This window comes from Spirosoma litoris, from assembly GCF_054776755.1.
In genome coordinates, this window is record NZ_BAAHBI010000035.1 from 630,082 (window position 1) to 651,098 (window position 21,017).

Annotated in this window: 22 protein-coding genes; 14 read left to right on the forward strand and 8 right to left on the reverse strand. The window is 48.0% G+C overall.

Annotation, left to right across the window (positions count from 1 at the left end; translation table 11 throughout):
• Positions 1–111 precede the first annotated feature (111 nt).
• Both ACYVGR_RS21950 and ACYVGR_RS21955 read left to right on the forward strand, forming a co-directional pair.
• On the forward strand, positions 112–435 hold the full coding sequence (locus tag ACYVGR_RS21950) for a hypothetical protein (RefSeq protein WP_460960664.1): 324 nt from the start codon (positions 112–114) through the stop codon (positions 433–435).
• A 226-nt stretch (positions 436–661) separates the two neighbouring features.
• Positions 662–1,438 (forward strand): hypothetical protein, encoded by a 777-nt coding sequence (locus ACYVGR_RS21955; RefSeq protein WP_460960666.1) that lies wholly within the window; start codon positions 662–664, stop codon positions 1,436–1,438.
• A 31-nt stretch (positions 1,439–1,469) separates the two neighbouring features.
• On the opposite strand, the gene hemN is transcribed toward ACYVGR_RS21955, so the two are convergent.
• Complete coding sequence (gene hemN, locus ACYVGR_RS21960) at positions 1,470–2,846, reverse strand: oxygen-independent coproporphyrinogen III oxidase (protein ID WP_460960668.1); 1,377 nt, start codon at positions 2,844–2,846, stop codon at positions 1,470–1,472.
• Between the two features lie 226 nt (positions 2,847–3,072).
• On the opposite strand from hemN, the gene ACYVGR_RS21965 reads away from it, so the two are divergent.
• The 4 genes from ACYVGR_RS21965 (at position 3,073) to ACYVGR_RS21980 (ending at position 8,098) form a co-directional block, all read left to right on the forward strand.
• Positions 3,073–5,604 (forward strand): heavy metal translocating P-type ATPase, encoded by a 2,532-nt coding sequence (locus tag ACYVGR_RS21965; protein ID WP_460960670.1) that lies wholly within the window; start codon positions 3,073–3,075, stop codon positions 5,602–5,604.
• A gap of 213 nt (positions 5,605–5,817) precedes the next feature.
• On the forward strand, positions 5,818–6,330 hold the full coding sequence (locus ACYVGR_RS21970) for an RNA polymerase sigma factor (RefSeq protein WP_460960672.1): 513 nt from the start codon (positions 5,818–5,820) through the stop codon (positions 6,328–6,330).
• Entirely contained in the window at positions 6,320–6,883 is a 564-nt protein-coding gene (locus ACYVGR_RS21975; protein WP_460960674.1) for a hypothetical protein, read from the forward strand. Before ACYVGR_RS21970 ends, ACYVGR_RS21975 begins: the two co-directional genes overlap by 11 nt.
• A gap of 36 nt (positions 6,884–6,919) precedes the next feature.
• Positions 6,920–8,098: an MFS transporter gene (locus ACYVGR_RS21980; protein WP_460960676.1), complete on the forward strand. Its 1,179-nt coding sequence runs from the start codon at positions 6,920–6,922 to the stop codon at positions 8,096–8,098.
• A 273-nt stretch (positions 8,099–8,371) separates the two neighbouring features.
• Here ACYVGR_RS21980 and ACYVGR_RS21985 read toward each other — a convergent pair whose 3' ends face one another.
• A complete protein-coding gene (locus ACYVGR_RS21985) occupies positions 8,372–9,121 on the reverse strand; it encodes an acyl-CoA desaturase (RefSeq protein WP_460960678.1) in 750 nt (249 codons plus the stop codon).
• A gap of 309 nt (positions 9,122–9,430) precedes the next feature.
• On the opposite strand from ACYVGR_RS21985, the gene ccoS reads away from it, so the two are divergent.
• From ccoS to ACYVGR_RS22025, 8 genes are all read left to right on the forward strand, one after another.
• Positions 9,431–9,604, forward strand: a complete 174-nt coding sequence (gene ccoS, locus ACYVGR_RS21990) for a cbb3-type cytochrome oxidase assembly protein CcoS (RefSeq protein WP_460960820.1) — start codon at positions 9,431–9,433, stop codon at positions 9,602–9,604.
• A gap of 21 nt (positions 9,605–9,625) precedes the next feature.
• The gene (gene ccoN, locus ACYVGR_RS21995) at positions 9,626–11,848 is read left to right on the forward strand and encodes a cytochrome-c oxidase, cbb3-type subunit I (RefSeq protein ID WP_460960680.1); all 2,223 of its coding nucleotides are present in this window, start codon (positions 9,626–9,628) and stop codon (positions 11,846–11,848) included.
• Positions 11,849–11,947: 99 nt separating this feature from the next.
• Positions 11,948–12,118 carry a hypothetical protein gene (locus ACYVGR_RS22000; RefSeq protein WP_182458007.1) on the forward strand — a complete coding sequence of 57 codons (171 nt, stop codon included), beginning with the start codon at positions 11,948–11,950 and terminating at the stop codon, positions 12,116–12,118.
• A gap of 11 nt (positions 12,119–12,129) precedes the next feature.
• Complete coding sequence (locus tag ACYVGR_RS22005) at positions 12,130–12,969, forward strand: cbb3-type cytochrome c oxidase N-terminal domain-containing protein (protein WP_460960683.1); 840 nt, start codon at positions 12,130–12,132, stop codon at positions 12,967–12,969.
• A gap of 101 nt (positions 12,970–13,070) precedes the next feature.
• Entirely contained in the window at positions 13,071–14,519 is a 1,449-nt protein-coding gene (ccoG, locus tag ACYVGR_RS22010) for a cytochrome c oxidase accessory protein CcoG (protein ID WP_460960685.1), read from the forward strand.
• An 86-nt stretch (positions 14,520–14,605) separates the two neighbouring features.
• On the forward strand, positions 14,606–15,046 hold the full coding sequence (locus ACYVGR_RS22015) for a FixH family protein (protein ID WP_460960687.1): 441 nt from the start codon (positions 14,606–14,608) through the stop codon (positions 15,044–15,046).
• A 3-nt stretch (positions 15,047–15,049) separates the two neighbouring features.
• Complete coding sequence (locus tag ACYVGR_RS22020) at positions 15,050–15,748, forward strand: sulfite exporter TauE/SafE family protein (RefSeq protein WP_460960689.1); 699 nt, start codon at positions 15,050–15,052, stop codon at positions 15,746–15,748.
• Between the two features lie 112 nt (positions 15,749–15,860).
• Positions 15,861–16,787 (forward strand): bestrophin family protein, encoded by a 927-nt coding sequence (locus tag ACYVGR_RS22025; protein WP_460960691.1) that lies wholly within the window; start codon positions 15,861–15,863, stop codon positions 16,785–16,787.
• Between the two features lie 92 nt (positions 16,788–16,879).
• On the opposite strand, the gene ygiD is transcribed toward ACYVGR_RS22025, so the two are convergent.
• The 6 genes from ygiD to ACYVGR_RS22055 form a co-directional block, all read right to left on the reverse strand.
• Entirely contained in the window at positions 16,880–17,713 is an 834-nt protein-coding gene (ygiD, locus tag ACYVGR_RS22030; protein WP_460960694.1) for a 4,5-DOPA-extradiol-dioxygenase, read from the reverse strand.
• 123 nt (positions 17,714–17,836) lie between these two features.
• Positions 17,837–18,382 carry an NAD(P)-binding domain-containing protein gene (locus ACYVGR_RS22035; protein WP_460960695.1) on the reverse strand — a complete coding sequence of 182 codons (546 nt, stop codon included), beginning with the start codon at positions 18,380–18,382 and terminating at the stop codon, positions 17,837–17,839.
• Positions 18,383–18,513: 131 nt separating this feature from the next.
• Entirely contained in the window at positions 18,514–18,888 is a 375-nt protein-coding gene (locus tag ACYVGR_RS22040) for a hypothetical protein (RefSeq protein WP_460960696.1), read from the reverse strand.
• A gap of 64 nt (positions 18,889–18,952) precedes the next feature.
• Positions 18,953–19,969 (reverse strand): prolipoprotein diacylglyceryl transferase, encoded by a 1,017-nt coding sequence (gene lgt / locus ACYVGR_RS22045; RefSeq protein WP_460960698.1) that lies wholly within the window; start codon positions 19,967–19,969, stop codon positions 18,953–18,955.
• Positions 19,970–20,153: 184 nt separating this feature from the next.
• Positions 20,154–20,363 carry a helix-turn-helix domain-containing protein gene (locus ACYVGR_RS22050; RefSeq protein ID WP_460960700.1) on the reverse strand — a complete coding sequence of 70 codons (210 nt, stop codon included), beginning with the start codon at positions 20,361–20,363 and terminating at the stop codon, positions 20,154–20,156.
• Between the two features lie 3 nt (positions 20,364–20,366).
• Positions 20,367–20,900: a DUF2975 domain-containing protein gene (locus ACYVGR_RS22055; protein WP_460960702.1), complete on the reverse strand. Its 534-nt coding sequence runs from the start codon at positions 20,898–20,900 to the stop codon at positions 20,367–20,369.
• Positions 20,901–21,017: the final 117 nt, after the last annotated feature.

Below are 21,017 nucleotides of genomic sequence, written 5' to 3' on the forward strand. Positions count from 1 at the left end.
GCTTGATTTTTCTGTTGGTTGGGGAAAAGTCATTTTTTTGGCTGATCTACGTCAGGTAAGTTGCCAGCGTCCAGTGGTTGTTTTGTGTCATCATTTAAACGCAAACAAATCATGGCAACCCTCGCACATTCAACTGATACTTATACAACTACAGCTAACGATGGCTGGTATGCCAACTTTATTAACAAGGCCGAGTTTACTCGTTTTGGCTGGGCCGCTTCGGCACTAGCTATTCAGGGCTGTGTTCTATCGCCCACGCTGTTGTTAGTAATGGCCTACTTTGGTGGTGGCGATTGGCAGTTTCTGGTAGGTATGCTTTGCTTCCTGCTGGTATTGGTACCCATTCTGTCGGCTATGCCTGTAAAATATATATTTCCCGCTTTTGCAACCAGTGTGCTAATTCATATTCTAATGATTGCAATAGACTTGTTGTAAAGCCAAGAAACCCACCGTTTATATTCCACTAAACCGAGCCGCCTGATCTTGCATTAGGCGGCTCGGTTTGTAATATGTGGTGGTTCGGTAGAGGGTCTATTCGTTCATAAGCAGGGGATTAGCATAAAAATAGGTGATACCTAGAATAAAAGCGTCGTGCGTAAATTCATAACAGCAAAGATTTTACTTATTATTGCGTGGTCTCGAATCAAATTCACATCACCTTATGAAACTCAACCTTAGCTATTTGTTTGTTCTGGTAGCCTTAGCTGGTAGTTTATTCTCTTGTACAGATCACCGTTTAGGTGGGACTTTATCTCCGGTAAAGCTTCGGCTTAAAACCATACAAAGCGGTGCCGCCATCACTACCTACGCCTATGATAGTCAGAATCGTCTGGCTACTATCACTAAATCAGATGGTAGTTTAAACGCTTTATCATACGATGACGCAGGAAAACAGTACACGTATTTTAGCGAGTACCCCAAGGCTTCCGACCAAACAACTGGTCTGATTACGCTATATCCCTATAATCTCAGTGGGACTTCGTTTAGCGCCACGCAATACCCTATCGTAAATTCTGCTACGTTTTTCCCCGTAAAAAATGCCACGTTCAGCTATGGATTTGATACTAACAAGCACCTGACCGGGTTTTATAAATCGGATGGAGCTGATAATGCTAGTGCACGTGGAGGAGCAAGCTACACCTTTGTTGGTGAAAATATCAGTACGTCAAGCCCGTTTTTTGGCCGTACTACCTCTCCGGCCTATTCATACCAATATGACGATAAAATTAATCCGTTCTTCGGCTTATTTGATCCTGCTATTGATCCAGTACAACGGTTTAGTCGTAACAACGTCGTTAAAGCTGACTATCCGAGCAATACTGCCATGTCAATGACCTACGAATACGAGTATAATCAGCAAAATTTACCCACCAAACGTACGACGAAACAGGCTGGGACAATTACTGAAGTTACTACCTATACGTACGAATCGTATTAGGCTGAGACAGGAAAGGAGGGAAACATATAAATCAAACCGTCTTCGAAAACAGCTTTGTTTTCGCCGAGCCAGCCTTCGATTGGGCGTAGTTTAGTCGTTCGTCGAAGGCCATACAGATGTTTCGAAGAAATGGTCGTCCTTCGGGGTTTACGCGTAATCCTTCAGCGTCGTACTCCAGCAATCCATCGAGCCAGAACGATTCCAGGCGGGCGCTTAAGTCCTCCCATTCGTGTTTCGACCAACTGCCAATATGCCACTGCGTCTGCCCCTGACACATAATGTTCAGAATTTGCCGACGTAAAAACTGATCCTGATCATCGAGAACATGACCTCTCAATAAGGGAAGTTGGCCTGCCATAACTTTAGCTATGTAAGTCTCTACATCTTTCTCATTCTGCGCAAATGCCGACCAGACATCACCTATTGACGACACCCCCAACCCGAGCAACACCTTGGTTTGGGTAGTTGTGTAGCCCATAAAATTTCGGTGAAGCGTGCCTTCCTGCATGGCGCTATAGAGCGAATCATGGGGCATGGCAAAGTGATCCATGCCGATTTCGGTATAACCAGCATGTTCCAGTAAATCCCTGCCTGTTTCGTACAGCGTGCGTTTCTGTTCGCCCGAAGGCAGGTCTTCATCGCGAAAACCCCGCTGCCCATTGCCCTTAATCCAGGGGACATGAGCGTAGGAGTAAAAGGAAATCCGATCGGGTTGAAGTGTGATGGTTTGATAAATCGTATCAACAATTGAATTGGTTGTCTGAAATGGTAGCCCGAATACCAGATCGTGACTAATGGATGTATACCCAATCTGGTGTGCCCACTCGGTCACCTGCTTAACCTGCTCGAACGGCTGATGTCGATGGATGGCACGTTGTACCTCTAGATCATAATCCTGAACCCCAAAACTCACCCGTCGAAAGCCGAAATCATATAGAACCTGCAAATGCTGTTGGGTCGTGTTGTTCGGGTGTCCTTCCCAGCCGTAATCAGGCGATTCGGTTGAGGTGGCTCGCTCAAAGATTCCGATTAAGAGCCGTTTGAGTTGATCGGGCGCAAAAAAACTGGGTGTTCCTCCGCCCAGATGGAGCTCGGCAATGCGCGGTCTCTCGGGCAACAGATCACAATACAGATTCCATTCAGCCAGGAGTGCGCTGATGTAAGGACTTTCGACACTGTGATTTCGGGTGACACGCTTGTTGCAGCCACAAAAGGTACACAAGCTTTCGCAATAGGGTAGGTGGATGTACAGGCTAATGCCCGTTGTTGCGTTGCTCGCCGAAAAAGCTCGTTGCAGATTATGGACCCAGGCGGTTTCGCTAAAGGTTGTTTCGTCCCAGAATGGCACCGTTGGGTAGCTGGTATAGCGAGGTCCGGGAACGTTATATTTTTGAATGAGCGGATTCATGATGCTTAGCATGGAGCAAGGCGCACGGTGCGGGGAGAAAGAACTAAGCACGGATCTTTTTTCTTAACGCCATGCACCGAGCACCATGCTCCGTGCGCCTTGCCATTGATTACACAAAAATGACTTCCTGATGAATGGTGAACCCTGAGTCGTATCAGGCAGGGAGATGATGATTATCAGGAGTTAATAAGTAGTTGATTGCCAAATTGCCTCCAAATTCTTAGGTATGAGTACGGCAACGATTTCATCAACCATCTGCTACCATTGTGGCAATAATTGCCCCGACGAGTCAATCGTTCTTGACAATAAATTATTCTGTTGCGACGGCTGCAAAACGGTGTACAGCATCCTGAATCAACACCAGCTTTGTCAGTATTATGACATTGAACAATTAACGGGTTCTGATCAGTCCAGGCCGGGAAACAGTCTGAAAACGGACGGCGCACGGCAGACACGGCTGGAGTTTCTGGATCATCCCGATATCGTGGCCCAGTTACTTGAGTTTTCGAGTGAGTCGGTCGCGAAGGTTACGTTTTATATTCCGACGATTCACTGTAGTTCCTGCCTTTGGCTGCTTGAACACCTCTACCGGATCAATCCGGCGATTCAGCAGGCGCGGGTTGATTTCCTGAAAAAACAGGTTCATCTAACCTATAACCCATCCGAACTGACGCTTCGGCAGGTAGTCGAACTGCTCAGTTCTATTGGCTATGAACCGTTGATTAGCCTGAATGATGTTGTTCAGGCGGGCCAAAAAACGTCGAATCGCCCGTTTTTGTATCGGCTGGGAATAGCTGGGTTTTGTGCGGGCAACATTATGCTGTTCAGCTTCCCTGAATATTTGGGACTTGAGGATTCATCGTTCAAACACCTCTTCGGAATTCTTAATCTGCTGTTGGCAATTCCGGTTGTATTCTACTCGGCATCGGGTTATTTCGAATCGGTTTGGGCGAGCTTGAAAAAGGGAGTTATCAACATTGATTTGCCCATTTTACTCGGGATTCTAGTGGCTTTTTTTCGAGGAACCTATGAAGTGCTTTTTCTGGACGGAGCGGGCTATTTTGATTCGCTTACGGGCTTGATTTTCTTCTTGTTATGCGGTAAGTGGTTTCAGCAGCGCACCCACGAATTCCTATCTTTCGAGCGCGATTATAAATCCTATTTCCCAATGGCGGTGACACTGGTTGGGCGGGGGGCAGGGAGCGCGGAGCAGGGGGCGTGGAGCAAGGAGCGCGGAGCAGAGGGTATAGAGTATGAGAACGTCAATAACTCCGATCGCTCTACTCCCCGCCCTGCGCACCCTGCACCCTGCTCTATTCCCCTCGCCCAATTGCGCAAAGGCGACCGCATCCGAGTACGTAATAATGAACTGATTCCGGCCGATGGGCTGCTGTATAAAGGTCAGGGCCGGATTGATTATAGCTTTGTAACGGGCGAATCGGAACCGGAGTCTAAAGAACCGGGAGCACTCGTCTATGCGGGAGGTAAGCAGGTGGGTGAGGCCATCGAGCTGGAAGTGGTGCGCGACGTATCGCAAAGCTATCTGACTCAGCTCTGGAACAACGATGCGTTTCAGAAGAAAGACACGTCCCGGATTCGCACCTTTGCCGACGCCGTTGGAACGTATTTTACACTAACCGTTATTTCGCTGGCTACCCTCGTTGGTTTATATTGGTACGCCTGGCATGACCCCGCTCGGGCTATCAACGCCTTTACTGCCGTACTGATCATTGCGTGTCCTTGCGCGCTTTCGCTTTCGTATCCGTTTGCGTTAGGGAATGGGTTGCGGTTGTTGGGTAAACGTCATTTATATCTCAAAAACGCGGATGTTATTGAGCAGATGAGTGCTTGTGATACCATCGTTTTTGATAAAACCGGGACACTCACAACACCACAACAGGCTGTAGTCGAGCGGTTTGGTGAATCGCTAAGTTCGGTAGAGCGGGGCATGGTTGTATCCCTGGTTCGGCAGTCGGTACACCCGCTTAGTCGTAAATTAACCACGCATCTTTCCAATGCTTTATCACTGCCTGTCGATGGCTTTACGGAGGTGCCAGGGCATGGAATTCAGGCAATTGTAGATGGGATAATTGTTAAAATAGGCAGCCGTTCATTTGTGGACCCTACGTTCGGTGAGGACACAGAACGAGGAGAGGCACTAACTGAAGCACGAACGTATCTTAGCATTAATCACCAATACCGGGGTTATTTCGGTTTCCCGAATCAATATCGGTCAGGGTTAGATTCTATGCTGGCTAGTTTACATAAAACCCATCGGCTTTACCTGCTCTCTGGCGATAACGACCATGCGCAGGCTGAACTGACTCGTTTGTTTCCTGATGCCGGACAGATGTATTTCAACTGCCGACCCGAAGAGAAATTGAGCTTCATTAAACACTTGCAGGACAATGGTCGGCGTGTTATGATGGTTGGCGATGGGTTAAATGACGCCGGCGCCTTGAAACAAGCCGATGTGGGCATTGCCGTTACCGACGATACCATTCAATTTACCCCCGCCAGCGACGCAATTCTGGAGGCCGGAGCGCTTATGCAATTACCTGCCATGTTGAACTATACCCGGTTTGGTATGCGCTTAATCCGGTTCAGTTTTGTCGTATCGCTGGTCTATAATTTCATTGGCTTGAGTTATGCGCTGACGGGGAATCTATCACCAGTGGTAGCGGCTATTTTAATGCCGATCAGTTCGGCCACGATGCTGGCGATTTCTACACTAGGCATGCGCTGGAAGAAGTTTTGATCTGTTCCTGGCGCGAGTATGTACTCGTGCCTACCTTATCTAGTCAGTATTCACTGACGCATCTACAATCCCAGGTGCGCGAGTGAATACTCGCGGTATAAGTAGACACGAGTACATACTCGCGCCATTCTGAGCCAGCCTCCCCCAACTATTTTTTTTCTCTTTGTAAGGATTCTGTCCCTAACTAGTACTAATAGAGTAAATAGTGGGGTCATGAGTGAAATCGAACAGAATCGTATTTTTGATACGTGGCTTGGCCAGCATAAGGCACTGCTATTCAATGTGGTGCGGGCGTATGCGACCACAGCTATGGATCAGGATGATCTGTTTCAAGAGATTGTCATTCAGGTATGGCACTCCATTCCAACTTTCCGGCAGCAGTCTTCCAGTTCCACCTGGGTTTATCGCATCGCTCTTAATACGGCGTTGAAATGGGTGGGCAAAGAGCGAAAACATGCTGCCGCTCAGGAGTCGCTCGACAATATACCCGCTATTTTACAGGAAACTAAAGTTCAGGTCGATGAACGTCTGACCTGGCTTTATGAAGCAATTTATCAGCTCGATGAAATCGATCGATCCATTACGTTATTGCTTCTCGATGGATTCAGCTACAAAGAGATGGCGACGATCATCGGCATCTCAGAATCGAATGTTGGCGTGAAAATCAACCGAATCAAAAAACAATTGATCACAAAAGCTAAACAACAGGACTACTATGGAATTTGACGAATTGCAAAAAATCTGGCATTCCCAGGCGAACGAGCCGCTTTGGGTCATCGATGAAAAAGCATTATACAGGCGCGTTCTCGTAAAAAAAGAGAAGGTAAGCCACATCACTAATTTCAGCGAGTTACTTATCCTGATTGTTTATGCAGGAGCCGGAAGTTTTATTGTTGGGCTGAATTATGCTAAGTCAAATCTGGTACTATACCTGATGGCAGCCTGGATGTTTGTTACGGCTTTGTATGTGTTAATAAGCCGAATACGCCGGATAAAAGGGAGCCATACGTTCGATCGGTCCATGCTTGGAGAGTTAAATCATGCAATTTTTATAGCAACCTATCAGGTTCATTTCTCTCGGCTAATTCGCTGGAATATCATTCCAATTGGTGTCCTGAGTTTGTGGGGTGTCTGGCGAGTTGATCAATCGGTTTGGCTAGTGGTGGGGATAGTGATGGTGTTTATTCTGGGTTACGTTGGTGGAGGCTGGGAACATCGTATATACACTGCGAAAAAGCGGGAACTGGAAGCATTGCAACGTAAACTGATGATCGGTTAATACTCACGCCAGTGCCAAAAGGACTTATCTTTGGGCATGCTCGCTTCCTCTCGTATCAATGTTCAGTTGGTGGTTGTTGTCTTTGCTCAATTTGCCGGAACGTCGCTCTGGTTTGCTGGTAACGCGATCCTGCCTGAACTTCAGTCCCTGTTAAACGCAACGGGCACGGGACTAACTGGCTGGATTACATCGGCGGTACAAATTGGTTTCATTGCGGGCACGCTACTCTACGCGCTCTTCGCTATACCGGATCGATTTCGGGCAACGTATGTTTTCCTGGCATCCGTTACACTGGCTGCTATAGTTAATTTACTCTGGTTATTCCTGCCCATACAGGCAGAAACAATCCTAGCCAGTCGCTTCCTGACGGGTTTCTTTCTGGCAGGGGTTTATCCGGTCGGAATAAAGATTGCTGCCGATTTATTTAAGCCCATTTTAGGAAAAGCGATGGGGTTTCTGGTGGGTGCTTTGGTACTGGGTACAGCTTTTCCGCATCTTATGCGTGGCTTAGGAGAGAACCTGCCTTATCGCACCTTGATGCTGTCGATCAGTATGTTAGCCGTTAGTGGTGGTGTTTTGCTGGCGTTGGTTGTGCCGACCAAACCAGTACAATTTGCTGGGAGTTTCTTCCGTTTCCAGACGCTGCTTTCATTAGGAAAACCTTCGGCCTACCGACCTGCGATGCTGGGTTATTTTGGCCATATGTGGGAACTGTATACCCTCTGGGCGTTTTGGCCAGCACTGATTGCCTATTATCGACTACAACATCCTGATAGCGAACTAACCAATTCACTCTGGGCGTTTGGAGCCATTGCTGCGGGGGCCATTGGGTGCATAGGTGGCGGCTATTGGGCTTTACAGATTGGTAGCGCACGAGTAGCCCGTTATCTACTGCTAACATCGGGTTTATGTATTGTATTGACGCCTTTCCTGTTGAGCGCACCACCCACTTTATTTGGTTTATTCCTGTTGATTTGGGGAGCCACGGGTGCGGGAGACTCCCCTCAATTTTCGACGCTTGTTGCCAGTCATGCCACAAGTGAAAATCGAGGGAGTATTCTTACGCTGGTTACCTGTTTCGGCTTCCTGCTGACGGTGTTATCCATTCAGTTGATGGCCTGGCTGGTCGCTCATATTGGGATTTCTGGATGGCTGTTTTACATACTGCTTCCGGGACCGATATTGGGGTTGTTGGCGATGCGTTGGATGAGATAGATCAGTCTAGTTTCTATTGAATATATCTGACTGATTTTTAGGGGTTTTCGAACTAGTATTTAACGTGAATAATGGAGGATTTACGAATAGAATTATACTAGTTTTTGTCATCCCGACGCCAGGAGGGATCTTCGGTAAATAACCAGTTGCCGAAGATCCCTCCTGGCGTCGGGATGACAAAAACTAGTATTATAAATAACTGATAATCAGTCAATAATTTCAGATTTTATCCATTATTCACGTTATTTAGGTGATTTGAGGCTTAGTTTTATCTCACATATACGCTTCATCTCGCCCGAGTCGTAGCTTCAAGACACCAACTTTGTTGAGTAGCAAAATGAGCGGATAAGCTGGGTCAAACTCGTGCCAGCGGAAGCCGCCGAAGTTAGGACGACCACCGTACTTGTGGTGATTGTTGTGGTACGATTCGCCCATCATCAGAAAATCGAACGGGAGCAGATTTTTAGCCGTATCGTTTACTTCGAAATTGGTGTAGCCATAGCGGTGGGCATACCAGTTTATAATAGCTCCGTGGACAGGCCCCATCAGGAAATGGATGGGCAGCAACAGAAAGAACCAGGGGGATGTTGCAAACTGAATATAGAACAGCGTATAGGCCGTACCCCAGGCCAGTCGCACGGGCCAGCGATCGCCAAACCATTCCATAAACGCCCAGTTAGGCACCCCCTTTTTGAACTTCGCCGGAATCGTATCCCGGTTGTTCAGGATGTCGTTATAATACAGCCGGGTTTTCCACATCATGTCGAACAGGTTTGTGGAATAACTTGGCGAATGTGGATCATCTTCGGTATCGGCGTGTGCATGGTGCAGGCGGTGCATAATACCATAGGCGCGTGGACTCAGGAACGACGAACCTTGCCCCACGAACGTCAGAATATAGAAAAACTTCTCCCAGCCTTTGCTCATCGTGAACATCTGGTGGGCGGCATAGCGATGGAGAAAGAACGTTTGCATCAGTACCGATAAGTACCAGTGTGCGAGAAAGAAAGCGAGGATAATCATAAAAGTAAATAGCTGAATGACCCCACCCCCGGCCCCTCCCCTGAAAACAGGAGAGGGGTGACTAACATACGTTTTTTACTTATGCGGATGACTGCTCCCCTCTCCTTATTTCAAGGAGAGGGGCCGGGGGTGAGGTAAACTCCCGCAAAATTGCCCACCCTACACCCGCTTCCTCCTGACCCGCGTCACCTCGCTAATTGACTTTTGTCAGGTCATTCTCAATCCGGGTAAAGTCAGTTCCAGGCCTGACGAAACTCATGTGGCCTACCCTGAAATCGCCCCACTTTTGAGCCACAAATCGACAAGATGATGAGTATTATCTTTTTCATGATTGGTATCAGTCTGCTAATGGCACTGGGATTTCTGGGAGCGTTTTTCTGGTCGATGCGAACCGGACAACAGGATGATCTCTACACGCCCTCCATTCGAATGCTGCTGGACGATGACGTACCGACTACCTCCGAAACTCAATCAAACGCATAGTAACTTCTGTACTCCTATAGTATGAATGTTTCCTTCAATCAACCTACTGCCGTTACGTCGCCCAATCGAGCGACAGGCTCAATAGCCATTGGGCATCAGCCACCGGGTGGCGATGCTCCCGTGGAACGCTTCGCCTATGACAACCGGATTGTCCGGGATTTCGGCGTAGCCACCATCATCTGGGGTATCATCGGTATGCTCGTAGGCGTTATTGTTGCCAGCCAGTTGTTTGCACCAGCGGCTAACCTCGGCAATCAGTACACCACGTTTGGCCGGATTCGCCCCTTACACACCAACGCGGTGATTTTCGCCTTCGTCGGGAACGCCATTTTTATGGGCGTTTACTATTCGTTACAACGGCTCTGCAAAGCCCGGATGTTCAGTGATTTGCTGAGTAAAATCCACTTCTGGGGATGGCAATTGATAATTCTGTCGGCAGTGGCAACGCTGCCATTGGGGCTTACTACCTCTAAAGAATATGCCGAACTGGAGTGGCCTATCGACATTGCCATCACGCTGATCTGGGTCGTGTTCGGGATCAACATGTTCGGTACGATTATCAAACGGCGTGAGCGGCACCTATACGTAGCCATCTGGTTTTACATCGCTACGTTCGTGACCATTGCTGTGCTACACATCGTCAATTCGATGGAAATGCCAGTCTCGTTCCTCAAAAGCTACTCGATGTATGCCGGTGTGCAGGATGCGCTGGTGCAATGGTGGTACGGCCATAATGCGGTGGCCTTCTTCCTGACGACGCCGTATCTGGGCATGATGTACTACTTCCTGCCTAAAATGGCGAACCGGCCAGTTTATTCGTACCGACTCTCGATTCTACACTTCTGGGCACTGATTTTCATCTACATCTGGGCTGGGCCTCACCATCTACTGTACACGTCGCTGCCCGATTGGGCGCAGTCGCTGGGGGTTGTGTTCTCCATTATGCTCATTGCGCCCTCGTGGGGTGGTATGATTAACGGATTGCTGACACTTCGGGGTGCCTGGGATAAAGTGCGCGAGGATGCCATTCTAAAATTCATGGTCGTAGCTCTGACCTGTTACGGGATGGCTACGTTTGAAGGGCCGATGTTATCCCTCAAGAACGTAAACGGCATTGCCCACTTCACCGACTGGATTGTGGCTCACGTACACGTTGGCGCCTTAGGCTGGAATGGCTTCATGACATTCGCGATCCTGTACTGGCTGATTCCACGCATGTTCAGAACGCCTTTGTACTCAAAAAAACTGCTCAATTTCCACTTCTGGATTGGTACACTCGGTATTCTATTCTACGCCGTGCCGATGTACATTGCGGGCTTCACACAAGGGTTGATGTGGAAAGAGTTTACGAAAGAAAGCGTTCTGAAATACCCAACGTTCCTCGAAACCACGCTCCAGATTCTGCCCATGCACATGATGCGGGCGGTGGGTGGTACGCTTTACCTGCTTGGCGCTATTCTGATGGGCTATAACCTCTTCAAAACAATGGCTGCCGGTAAACTGGTCGCCAATGAAGATGCCGAAGCGCCTGCTTTACCGAAACTCTACAAACCAACAGGTGGCGATACGTTCTGGCACCGCACCTTAGAACGGAAGCCCTTCCCGTTACTGGTTAGCTCGCTGGTGGTGATTCTGATCGGCTCGCTCATTGAACTCATTCCGACCTTCATGGTGAAATCGAACGTACCAACTATTGCGTCGGTGCAGCCCTATACGGCGCTCGAAGTTCAGGGACGTGACATCTACATTCGGGAGGGTTGTGTGAACTGCCATAGTCAGATGGTACGGCCTTTCCGTTCCGAAACCGAGCGTTACGGCGACTACTCCAAAGCGGGCGAGTTCGTATATGACCACCCGTTTCTGTGGGGTAGTAAGCGTACCGGCCCGGATTTACACCGCGAAGGGGGTAAGTATCCGAATTCCTGGCACTACCACCACATGAACGATCCTACGTCAATGTCGCCAGGTTCCATCATGCCAGCGTATCCCTGGCTGATTACCCAAAAGCTCGACATTTCGAATACGGCGGACAAACTCACCGCCCTGAAAAAAATAGGCGTTCCGTACGACGATCCAACCATTTCGTATGCCAACGAAGACCTGAAAAAACAGGCCGATGGCATCAGCAGCCAGTTAGCTACAGAAGGCATCAAGGTCAGCTCTGACCGTGAAATCGTGGCCCTCATCGCCTACCTCCAGCGGTTAGGAACGGATATTAAGAAAATGGAAACTACTCAAAAATAAGGAGTTAGTATGTAGGAGTGAGGAGTTAGGAGGGCTGGCGCATGTTATTGTCGCCGGAGGCTCCTCGCTCCTAACTCCTCGCTCCTAATACTAAAAAACATGTTCAAGCAATTCATCTCAAAAATTCCCGGAGCAGACGTCTATATGATCGGTTCGTTCCTGACGTTTTTTACCTTCTTTATTCTGGTCGGACTGTATTTGCTGGTTGCTGATAAGCAGCACCTTCGGCAAATGGGTAATCTGCCATTAGACGATTCTACCAAGTCTTAACGACATCAGCTATGACTCTTCTGTTAACAACAATTCTTGACCCAGCCGCCGAAAAGTCGATCTGGAGTCTAACCTCTGGCGAAGACTTGCTATGGGTGATGGTGATGATCTTCGTGACGGTTGCGACGGGGTTATTATTGGTCATTACCCTTTATCTATCTTATATACTGCGCAAGGCGTTAGCGCCAGAGGCTGCCAAAACGAAAGCCGCTGATACACGTACCACATGGCAACGGTTTACGGGATTGCACGAGTTAAGTCAGGAAGAAGACCTGAAAATGGATCATGAATACGACGGTATCGCCGAGCTTAACAACCCAACGCCCCCCTGGTTTATGGGCTTATTTTATGCTACAATTGGCTTTGGTGTCGTGTATCTGCTGATTTTCCACGTGATCGGTAAGGGTAATATTATGGAGCAGGAATACACGCAGGAAGTGACCATTGCCGAAAAAGAACGGGAAGCTTATATCAAACTTGTAGCGGGTAAAATCAATGAAAATACTGTCACAATGCTGACGGATAAAAAAGGCGTTGAAGCCGGACAAGTGCTGTTCAATCAGTACTGTACAGCTTGTCACGGACAAAATGCCGAGGGGAAAGTTGGCCCCAACCTGACGGATGAATATTGGCTGCACGGTGGTACGATCAAGGACGTGTTTCATACCGTTACCGAAGGTGTTCCCGCAAAGGGTATGCTCTCGTGGAAGAAGCAGCTGAATCCGCTTCAGGTTCAGCAGGTTGCGAGCTATATTCTATCGTTGCAAGGCACAAAACCCGCCGGAGCCAAAGAGCCACAAGGCGATAAGGTTGAACCAACGCCTGCTACGCCAAAAGTGGCTATGCAGTAATTTTTTCCTTGTCATTCCGAGCGTAGGGAGGAATCTCAAGCTTGACTATTACGAAACTTGAGATTCCTCCCTACGCTCGGAATGACAAAAAATACAAAACAATGACACCGCATCTCAACGCTCCATCCCCATCTGTAACAACGACGACTAACAAACGACAGTGGCTTTATCCGCGTGTTGTTAAAGGACGTTATTATCGCTGGCGGACGGGAGTAGCCTGGGTCTTTCTGGCCATGCTGTTTGCCGGGCCATTTCTGAGCTACAATGGGCAACCGCTCTTTCTGTTTAATATTCTTGAGCGGAAGTTTAACTTTTTTGGCGTAACGTTCTGGCCACAGGATTTTTATCTGGTTGCCATTGGCCTGCTGGTATTCATCGTCTTCGTTGCCTTGTTTACGGTTATTTACGGACGAGTATTCTGTGGCTGGATTTGCCCACAAACGGTTTTTCTGGAAATGGTTTTTCGGAAAATCGAAATCTGGATTGAAGGCGACCATAATGCCCGTAAACGACTGGATGCATCGCCCTGGACCACAGAGAAAATCTGGAAGAAATCACTCAAGTACAGCCTCTTTTTTCTGGTATCGTTCTTAATCGCCAACACGTTTCTTGCTTACATCATTGGCAAAGATGCCCTACTGGTGGTCATCACCGATAACCCCGCTAATCACCTTGTGGGGCTAACTACGATCCTGCTGTTCACGGGCGTTTTCTATGCGGTATTTGCCTACGTACGCGAAATCGTTTGTACGACTATCTGCCCATACGGACGTCTTCAAAGTGTATTACTGGACAAGCAGTCAGTCATTGTCGCCTACGACGATGTTCGCGGGGAGCCGAGGGGGAAAAAGAGCAGGGAGCAGGGGGCTCGGAGCACGGAAGCAGGGGCAAACCTTAACACTTTCTACCCCCTGCCCCTTGCGCCGAGCTCCGAGCCAAAAGGCGATTGTATTGATTGTAAGCTTTGTGTACAGGTTTGTCCAACGGGAATCGATATTCGAAATGGTAGTCAGATGGAGTGTGTAAGCTGTACGCAATGCATCGATGCCTGTGATGACATCATGGATAAGATCGGGCGACCTCGGGGTTTGATTCGTCACGATTCGCTGGATGGGATACAGACGCGTAAGCCGTGGCGGCTAACGAGCCGTATGAAGGGTTACAGTGCGGTTCTGTTGCTATTGATGGGCGTGTTGGGCTTCCTGTTGTGGAGCCGTAGCGATCTGGATACGACGCTCCTTCGGGCACCGGGGCAATTGTATCAGCGTGAGAAAGGCGGACTGGTGTCCAACTTGTACCTAATCGAATTGGTCAACAAAACGCATCAGACAAAACCCGTTACGTTCCGTGTCGATTATCCGGGAGCTACGTTGAGGATGGTTCAACCCATCACGAAAGCACCCGCCGATGAACTAACCAAAGGCATGTTTTTTATACTACTCCCCGAGAAGTCCATTCATGAGAGTAGTACGAAGCTAACGGTCGAGATCGTCTCCGAAGGCGTCGTACTCGATCAAGTCAAAACAACATTTTTAGGACCGGTACAATGAGCGAAAGAGTGAATGAGTGAAAGAGCGAACAGGCTCGTCAATTATTCATTCACTCTTTCACTCATTCACTCTTTCGCTCATTACTTATGAACTGGGGAAAATCAATTATTCTCGTGTTTGTGCTCTTTGGGGGCTTCATTGGTACGATGGTGTACCGGATGACCCGCGAGCGCATCGATCTGGTCAATGATAATTATTATCAGAACGAAATCGAATATCAGCAACACATCGACCGGGTGAGCAACGCCCAACAAATCAACTCAGACCTTAATTCCGCGACAGCTATGACGTATCTGGCCGATCAGCAGCAGATCGTGTTTGTGCTGCCCACGAGCCTTCAGAAAGGCGAAATCACATTTTATCGTCCCGGTGACAGTCGGCAGGATTTTCGGGTGGCTATTGCAGCCAGACACCCAACCCGGCAGGTGGTTCCGACAAAAGCCATGGCAAAAGGGAACTGGCGCGTGCAGTTCACGTGGTCGGATGGGCACCGGGAGTATTATAAAGAGGAACAAATTTTTCTATAAACCATGTCGCCCTGGCTTGCCACCGCTTTCCTGACGGGTCTGATCAGTAGTCTGCATTGCGTAGGTATGTGCGGACCGCTGGTGGCTGCGTTGCCGGTTGGCCGATTACCGCGTGAACAGCGATGGCAAGCTGTTGGTCTGTACCATACCGGGCGAATTGCCATCTACAGTATGCTGGGGGCGTTGGCGGGTATATTGGGTTTTGGACTGAACTTCATAGGGTGGCAGCGGCCGCTGGCTATCGGGTGCGGGATTGTTTTGTTGGTGAGCTTTCTGTGGCGGAAAAGTTTGCCTGCCCGTTTCCACTGGCCCTGGTTAACGGTCCGAATATCGAAACTATTCGGGCAGTATGTTCAGCAACCTCGGCGCTGGAATTTTGCCGGATTGGGTATACTGAATGGCCTGTTGCCCTGCGGATTTACCTATCTGGCGCTAGCCGGAACGCTGTCGACGCATACGCCCTTAGCCGGAGCCTCGTATATGTTATTGTTCGGGCTGGGTACATTGCCTGCGCTTCTAGGTGTTAATCTGATCACAAGCTGGTTACCCATTATTGGTCGGCAACGACTGAATCAAGTACTCTCGGGCGCGACGATCGTTATCGCAGTATTACTCATTGGCCGGGGAATGGCTGAGTATCAGTTGCCAATTGGACCGGCAGATGTTATCCCGATCTGTCATGGATTGTTGACCGGGAAATAATTGTTTTCCCGATTCCCCTCCCCAATACCCGGCCAGGACTTGCCAGCTGAAGATGAATGTGTATATTGATTCTTTACGTGAGAAACAATAACACACTATTCTTCTACAACCGGTGATTATTTACGAAGCAAAAAATTGGTTTGGCGCGCTTAAGCATTTCCACACCAGCTACAGTATTCGGGTTCTTTTGCAACGCGTGGGGTATGTAAGCCTTTACGGTGTTTTGCTAACTTTAATCGATCAGCATGTTGCCGATATCCATGTACCGTTCGACGGAACACTCTTTTCCCTATTAGGTATCACGCTCAGTTTATTACTGGTATTTCGGACCAATACCGCTTATGATCGATTCTGGGAGGGACGCCGACAGTGGGGATTGTTAGTTAATTACAGCCGTAATCTGGCCGTTTTGCTGGATGGACTTTTGCCCGATGACGCACAAACAAATCGAGTTTTCTTCGCCCGAACGCTGTCTAATTTTGCGCTGGCACTCAAAGGCCATCTGCGTACAGGTGTTGAGTTTACAGAACTCGAAGAAGCGGGCGATGACCAACTGAAAACCCTCTCCGATTACGTGCATATCCCCAGCCGGATAGCGGCTTTACTCACTCGTCGATTTCAGCTATTACGTCAGGATGGCCTTCTCAACGACGCCGATTTAATTACCATTCGGCTTTATCATCAGGCATTGCTGGATATAACGGGTTCCTGCGAGCGCATCAAAAAAACACCGATTCCGTTCTCCTACAGCTTCTTTATCAAGCTGTTTATTACAATGTATGTGTTGCTGATCCCCTTGGTTCTCGTTTCTAACTACGGCTATTTCGGCATCATTGCAACCACACTGGCAGCCTATGCCTTGATCGGTATCGAGATGATTGGCGATGAAATTGAAGAACCATTCGGACTGGATTGCAACGACTTGCCCCTGAATCAAATTGCCCAGAATATCCGGCGGAATGTGCACGAAATTCTGGGCGTAAAACCTGCCGCAACAGTACTGGCCAAGCCGGAGGTTGATTATGTGAAGGTGAATTAGGCCGCATGGAGCAAGGTGCGTGGAGCAGGGGTTATAGCTGCGCTGTTCCACATCCCCTGCACCGTACACCATGCTCCATGCAACCAGCCCAATTACCCAATCTTCACCGACGTCATCGTCAACGAACCCGCTACGGCCCGGTCGTTAAAGAACGAGACGGAATCTTTGGTCCCTTGCAGACCTAAGCTGTATAATAGCGGCAGGTAGTGCTCGGGCGTGGGAATCGCTAAAGCAGCTTCCCGACCCAGCATGTTGTAATTGATGAGTGGCTTAACGTCGCCGTCGCTAATCAACTGTTTGAACTTGTCGTTGAGCGATTTTGCCCAATCGAAGCCATAGTTGGGCACGTCCATTTTATCCCAGGCCACCATGCGCAGATTATGGACCATGTTCCCGCTACCGATAATCAGCACGCCTTTCTTGCGTAACGCATAGAGTTCGCGGGCTAAATCATAGTGATATTGCGGACCTTTGGTATAGTCGATGCTCAATTGCAAAACGGGAATTTTAGCCTCAGGATACATGTGCCGGACGATTGTCCAGGTGCCGTGATCCAGGCCCCAATCGTGTGCTAATTCGACATGGGCGGAGTGAAGCAAGGTGGCTGTTTCTTTGGCTAACGCTGGATTGCCGGGGGCTGGATACTGTACATCAAACAACGCTTTGGGAAAGCCGCCGAAGTCGTGAATGGTTTCTGGGAAATCCATCGCCGTGATTTTAGTGCCTTTCGTAAACCAGTGCGCCGAAACGACCAGAACAGCCGTTGGTGTTGGAATTTCCTTCGCCATATGTGTCCAGCGACGGCTGAATTCATTGTCTTCGATGCCGTTCATCGGCGATCCGTGCCCAACAAACAGAACGGGCATGAGAGGGCCTGCTTCGTCCAGATCGTCGGTAAATTGTTTAAAGGCTGATAAAGTGTTCATTGTAATTGCTCCTGTTAGAATGGTCTTTACAAACTGTTTCCGTTCCATATATAAGTTGTTTTCGACAGGATTTACAGGATTGTCTGTCTCATAGTATTAATCCTGTGAATCTTGTAAATCCTGTCAAAGAATTTTTGTGCTATCTACCGACCAGTCTTCGGCAACGATGGGATTCAAACCAGCTTGCTGAATTAGCGTTGAAACCGTAATCAGTGCTTCCGGATACGTGCTGATGAGAAATGCATCTGTTCGTTCTTCGCCCATGATGATTACGTTCACAACCTTAGAATTCGGAAGCCGTTGTTGTAATTCCTCGCCCACGTGAATAGCTGTAGACTCAAAATGACGGCTGTCTTCATCATGCAATGGTGTATAAAGACGGATGACGATTTTGCAAACGGCCACGTCTCTGATTCGATCAGCCACCTCTTTTTTTGACGATTCGGGAACGGCCAACACAATGATGTCGGCTTCCCAGGACGCATTTGTCGGGCAGTCGATAGCTTCCACTTCGGCAGTAGGAGTGGCCGTCAAAAGCTGCTCAGTTAGGGCCTGTGCTTTAGATAAATCCTGATCGAAAATGAGCAGTCGATAGGGGCTGTTACGTAATCGGATAGCCAGGGCTGCCCCCAAATTACCCGAACCGATTATGGCGATTGTCTGCTTCATGGTGCTGAGTCGATTTGCCGACCCCTGACGTTGATACGACAAAATTACCGCCATCCAATAGGCAAAAACGATGATCTAGTACAAGAAATAACGTTGTACAAGGTCAATGAAGAAGTAGATAGGAATAGGATTTAGGTTGTCTTATACACATACCATCCATCCCCGATTTCTCGGAGCATAATGATCAGATCCGCACTCATGGCAGGTAAATTCTTTTTATTAGCGATGTACACATCTAACACAGTCAAAGCCACTACGGCCCGCTGATCTGTTTGACTGAGCAGTTGAAATCGGGTCGTTGAGTTTTTCGGTAAATCCTGACCATTGGGATGCCCGTTGTAGTCGTTCCCTTCAATATAATTAGGAAGGTCAGCGAAGCCTTCTTTATCAAAAATTCGTTTGGCTAATTCAAGAGGTTCGAGGGTTTGACAGAAGCCTGCCTGTGTACGCAGAAGCATCCATAAACAATAGCTTAGAATAAGGTTCAGCTTGACTCGTGAGGGCATTTCTTAAGGATGTTTTGTTGGTAAATGGTGTGGGACTTTCACTTGGCGACTTTTGCAACAGTCACTACGAATACGCTTGTAATCTCAATGTAGAAACCGGCTTTTTAGCCCATGTAATACGACCTTGAAAATGCTGCATTTGAGGATGCTTTTGACCAGAAATTAGGTCGTCGCACGGTCTGGATTGGGCTTTGTTGGAAGGCGATAAAGCCGACTGATAATCGCACTGATAACAAAGGCTTGACGACTGAATAACCAGAGCTACCGGAATCAATGAAGCAGGTCGGAAGAAGTTTCTTAACAGTAAAATCAGGCCGAGCAGAATGGCTGGTACGCTCAATAACTGACCCATATTGAGGCTCATACTATCTTCAAAGGCCACCTGATTTTCCTTGAAAAACTCCCAGACAAACCGGAAACCGAATACCCAAATGAGCGCTATACCAAGCATTGTACCGGGAGCTGACTGTTTTCGGTACGATCGCCAATACCAGAACAAACTGAAAAATAGGACCAAATAAGATAGGGATTCGTATAGCTGAGTAGGGTGACGGGGCACCTGACTGTAGTCATGATCTCTTACGAAGACAAACGCCCAGGGGACATCGGTTGGCTTTCCGAAAATCTCGGAGTTCATCAGATTACCAAACCGAATGAAGGCACCACCTAAGGCTGCGATAATAGCTATGCGGTCGCTAACCCACAAAAACGTTTGACCGCTGGCTTGACTTGACTGACGACGCACGTAAAACCAAAGGCCAATAACGATACCGATTATACCACCATGACTAGCTAGCCCACCAAAAGGAGGAGTTATGATGTACAACGGATTCTGGATGAACATATAGGGTTCGTAAAACAGAAAATGTCCCAGTCTGGCCCCCAGAATAGTTGATAACACCATTGTCATGAGTAGTGGATCAAGGTCGGAAAGGGGCTTCTTCTCCACGCTGAAAATGTACTTCATAATCTGAACCCCAATCAGAAAGCCCGCAGCGAATAGTAAACCGTACCATCTTACGGGCCAGGAGCCAATGCGGATTAGTTCGGGATCAACATTCCAGATAATGTATTGAAGCATGGTTTCTCAGCTGTCTATAGGGCTCTAAAGCAACAAGGTAATAGTTTCTTGTTGAATAGCGTTGCGCTCTATCTTGTATTCCTTCAAGGTCAAATGTTTATAGCACATGGGATTTACTATAAACATTTGACCCTGAAGGGGTCGTACAGATAGTGAATAAGCATTGCTAAATAGCCAAGATTACTTACTCGTGGTCTACATACTCCAGTAAATCGCCGGGCTGGCAATCTAATGCTTTGCAGATCGCTTCAAGGGTACTGAATCGTATGGCTTTGGCCTTTCCGGTTTTGAGAATCGAAAGGTTGGCCAGCGTAAGATCCACTTTTTCCGAAAGCTCATTTAATGACGTCTTGCGCTTGGCCATCATCACATCCAGGTTGACAATAATCGGCATGGCTTATACGGTTAATTCATTTTCTGCCTGGATTTCCACGCCCCGCTTGAACACCTGCGAAATAATGAATACGAGACCAGCCATAAACAAGAGTTCGTCGGTAGCGCCACTACTGAAAGACTCTCCAGTTCTTTTTAGTAGCCAGGACGTATAGGCGTTGCTGAGTGAGCCGACAATCCAGGCGCTTACTAAAACATAACTGATCTTTTCGAGGGTCTGGGCGACCTCCATTGTAAACGGGTTTGCCAGCGAAATCTTCGACAGAATTGTGGTTGTCAGAAAGAGAGCGTGCGCTTTCAGCATCAGTATCGCTAAGATGAAGGAGACCAGCAAAACATAATAGGTGATGTTCATTTGCCGAAGGTGATCGAGATCCAGCCCCTTGTAGAGATTCTTTACAGCCTCTGGGTTGATGAAGCTCACGCCAAAAGAAATCAGAATGGCTCCGGTTTTTATACAAAGCCCGATGTAGGCTATCCAGGTGAGGATTTGCATCACACTTAGGATCTGTTGCGTTCTCGTTGATTTACGTGTCATGTTTGTTGTTTTTTAGTAAATATTGAGCAAATATAGATAAATATTTATTGATAATCGATAATTGAAAAATAATTTTCTAAATCTTGGTTTGGATTTTGACCTACCGAAAGGCTAGTA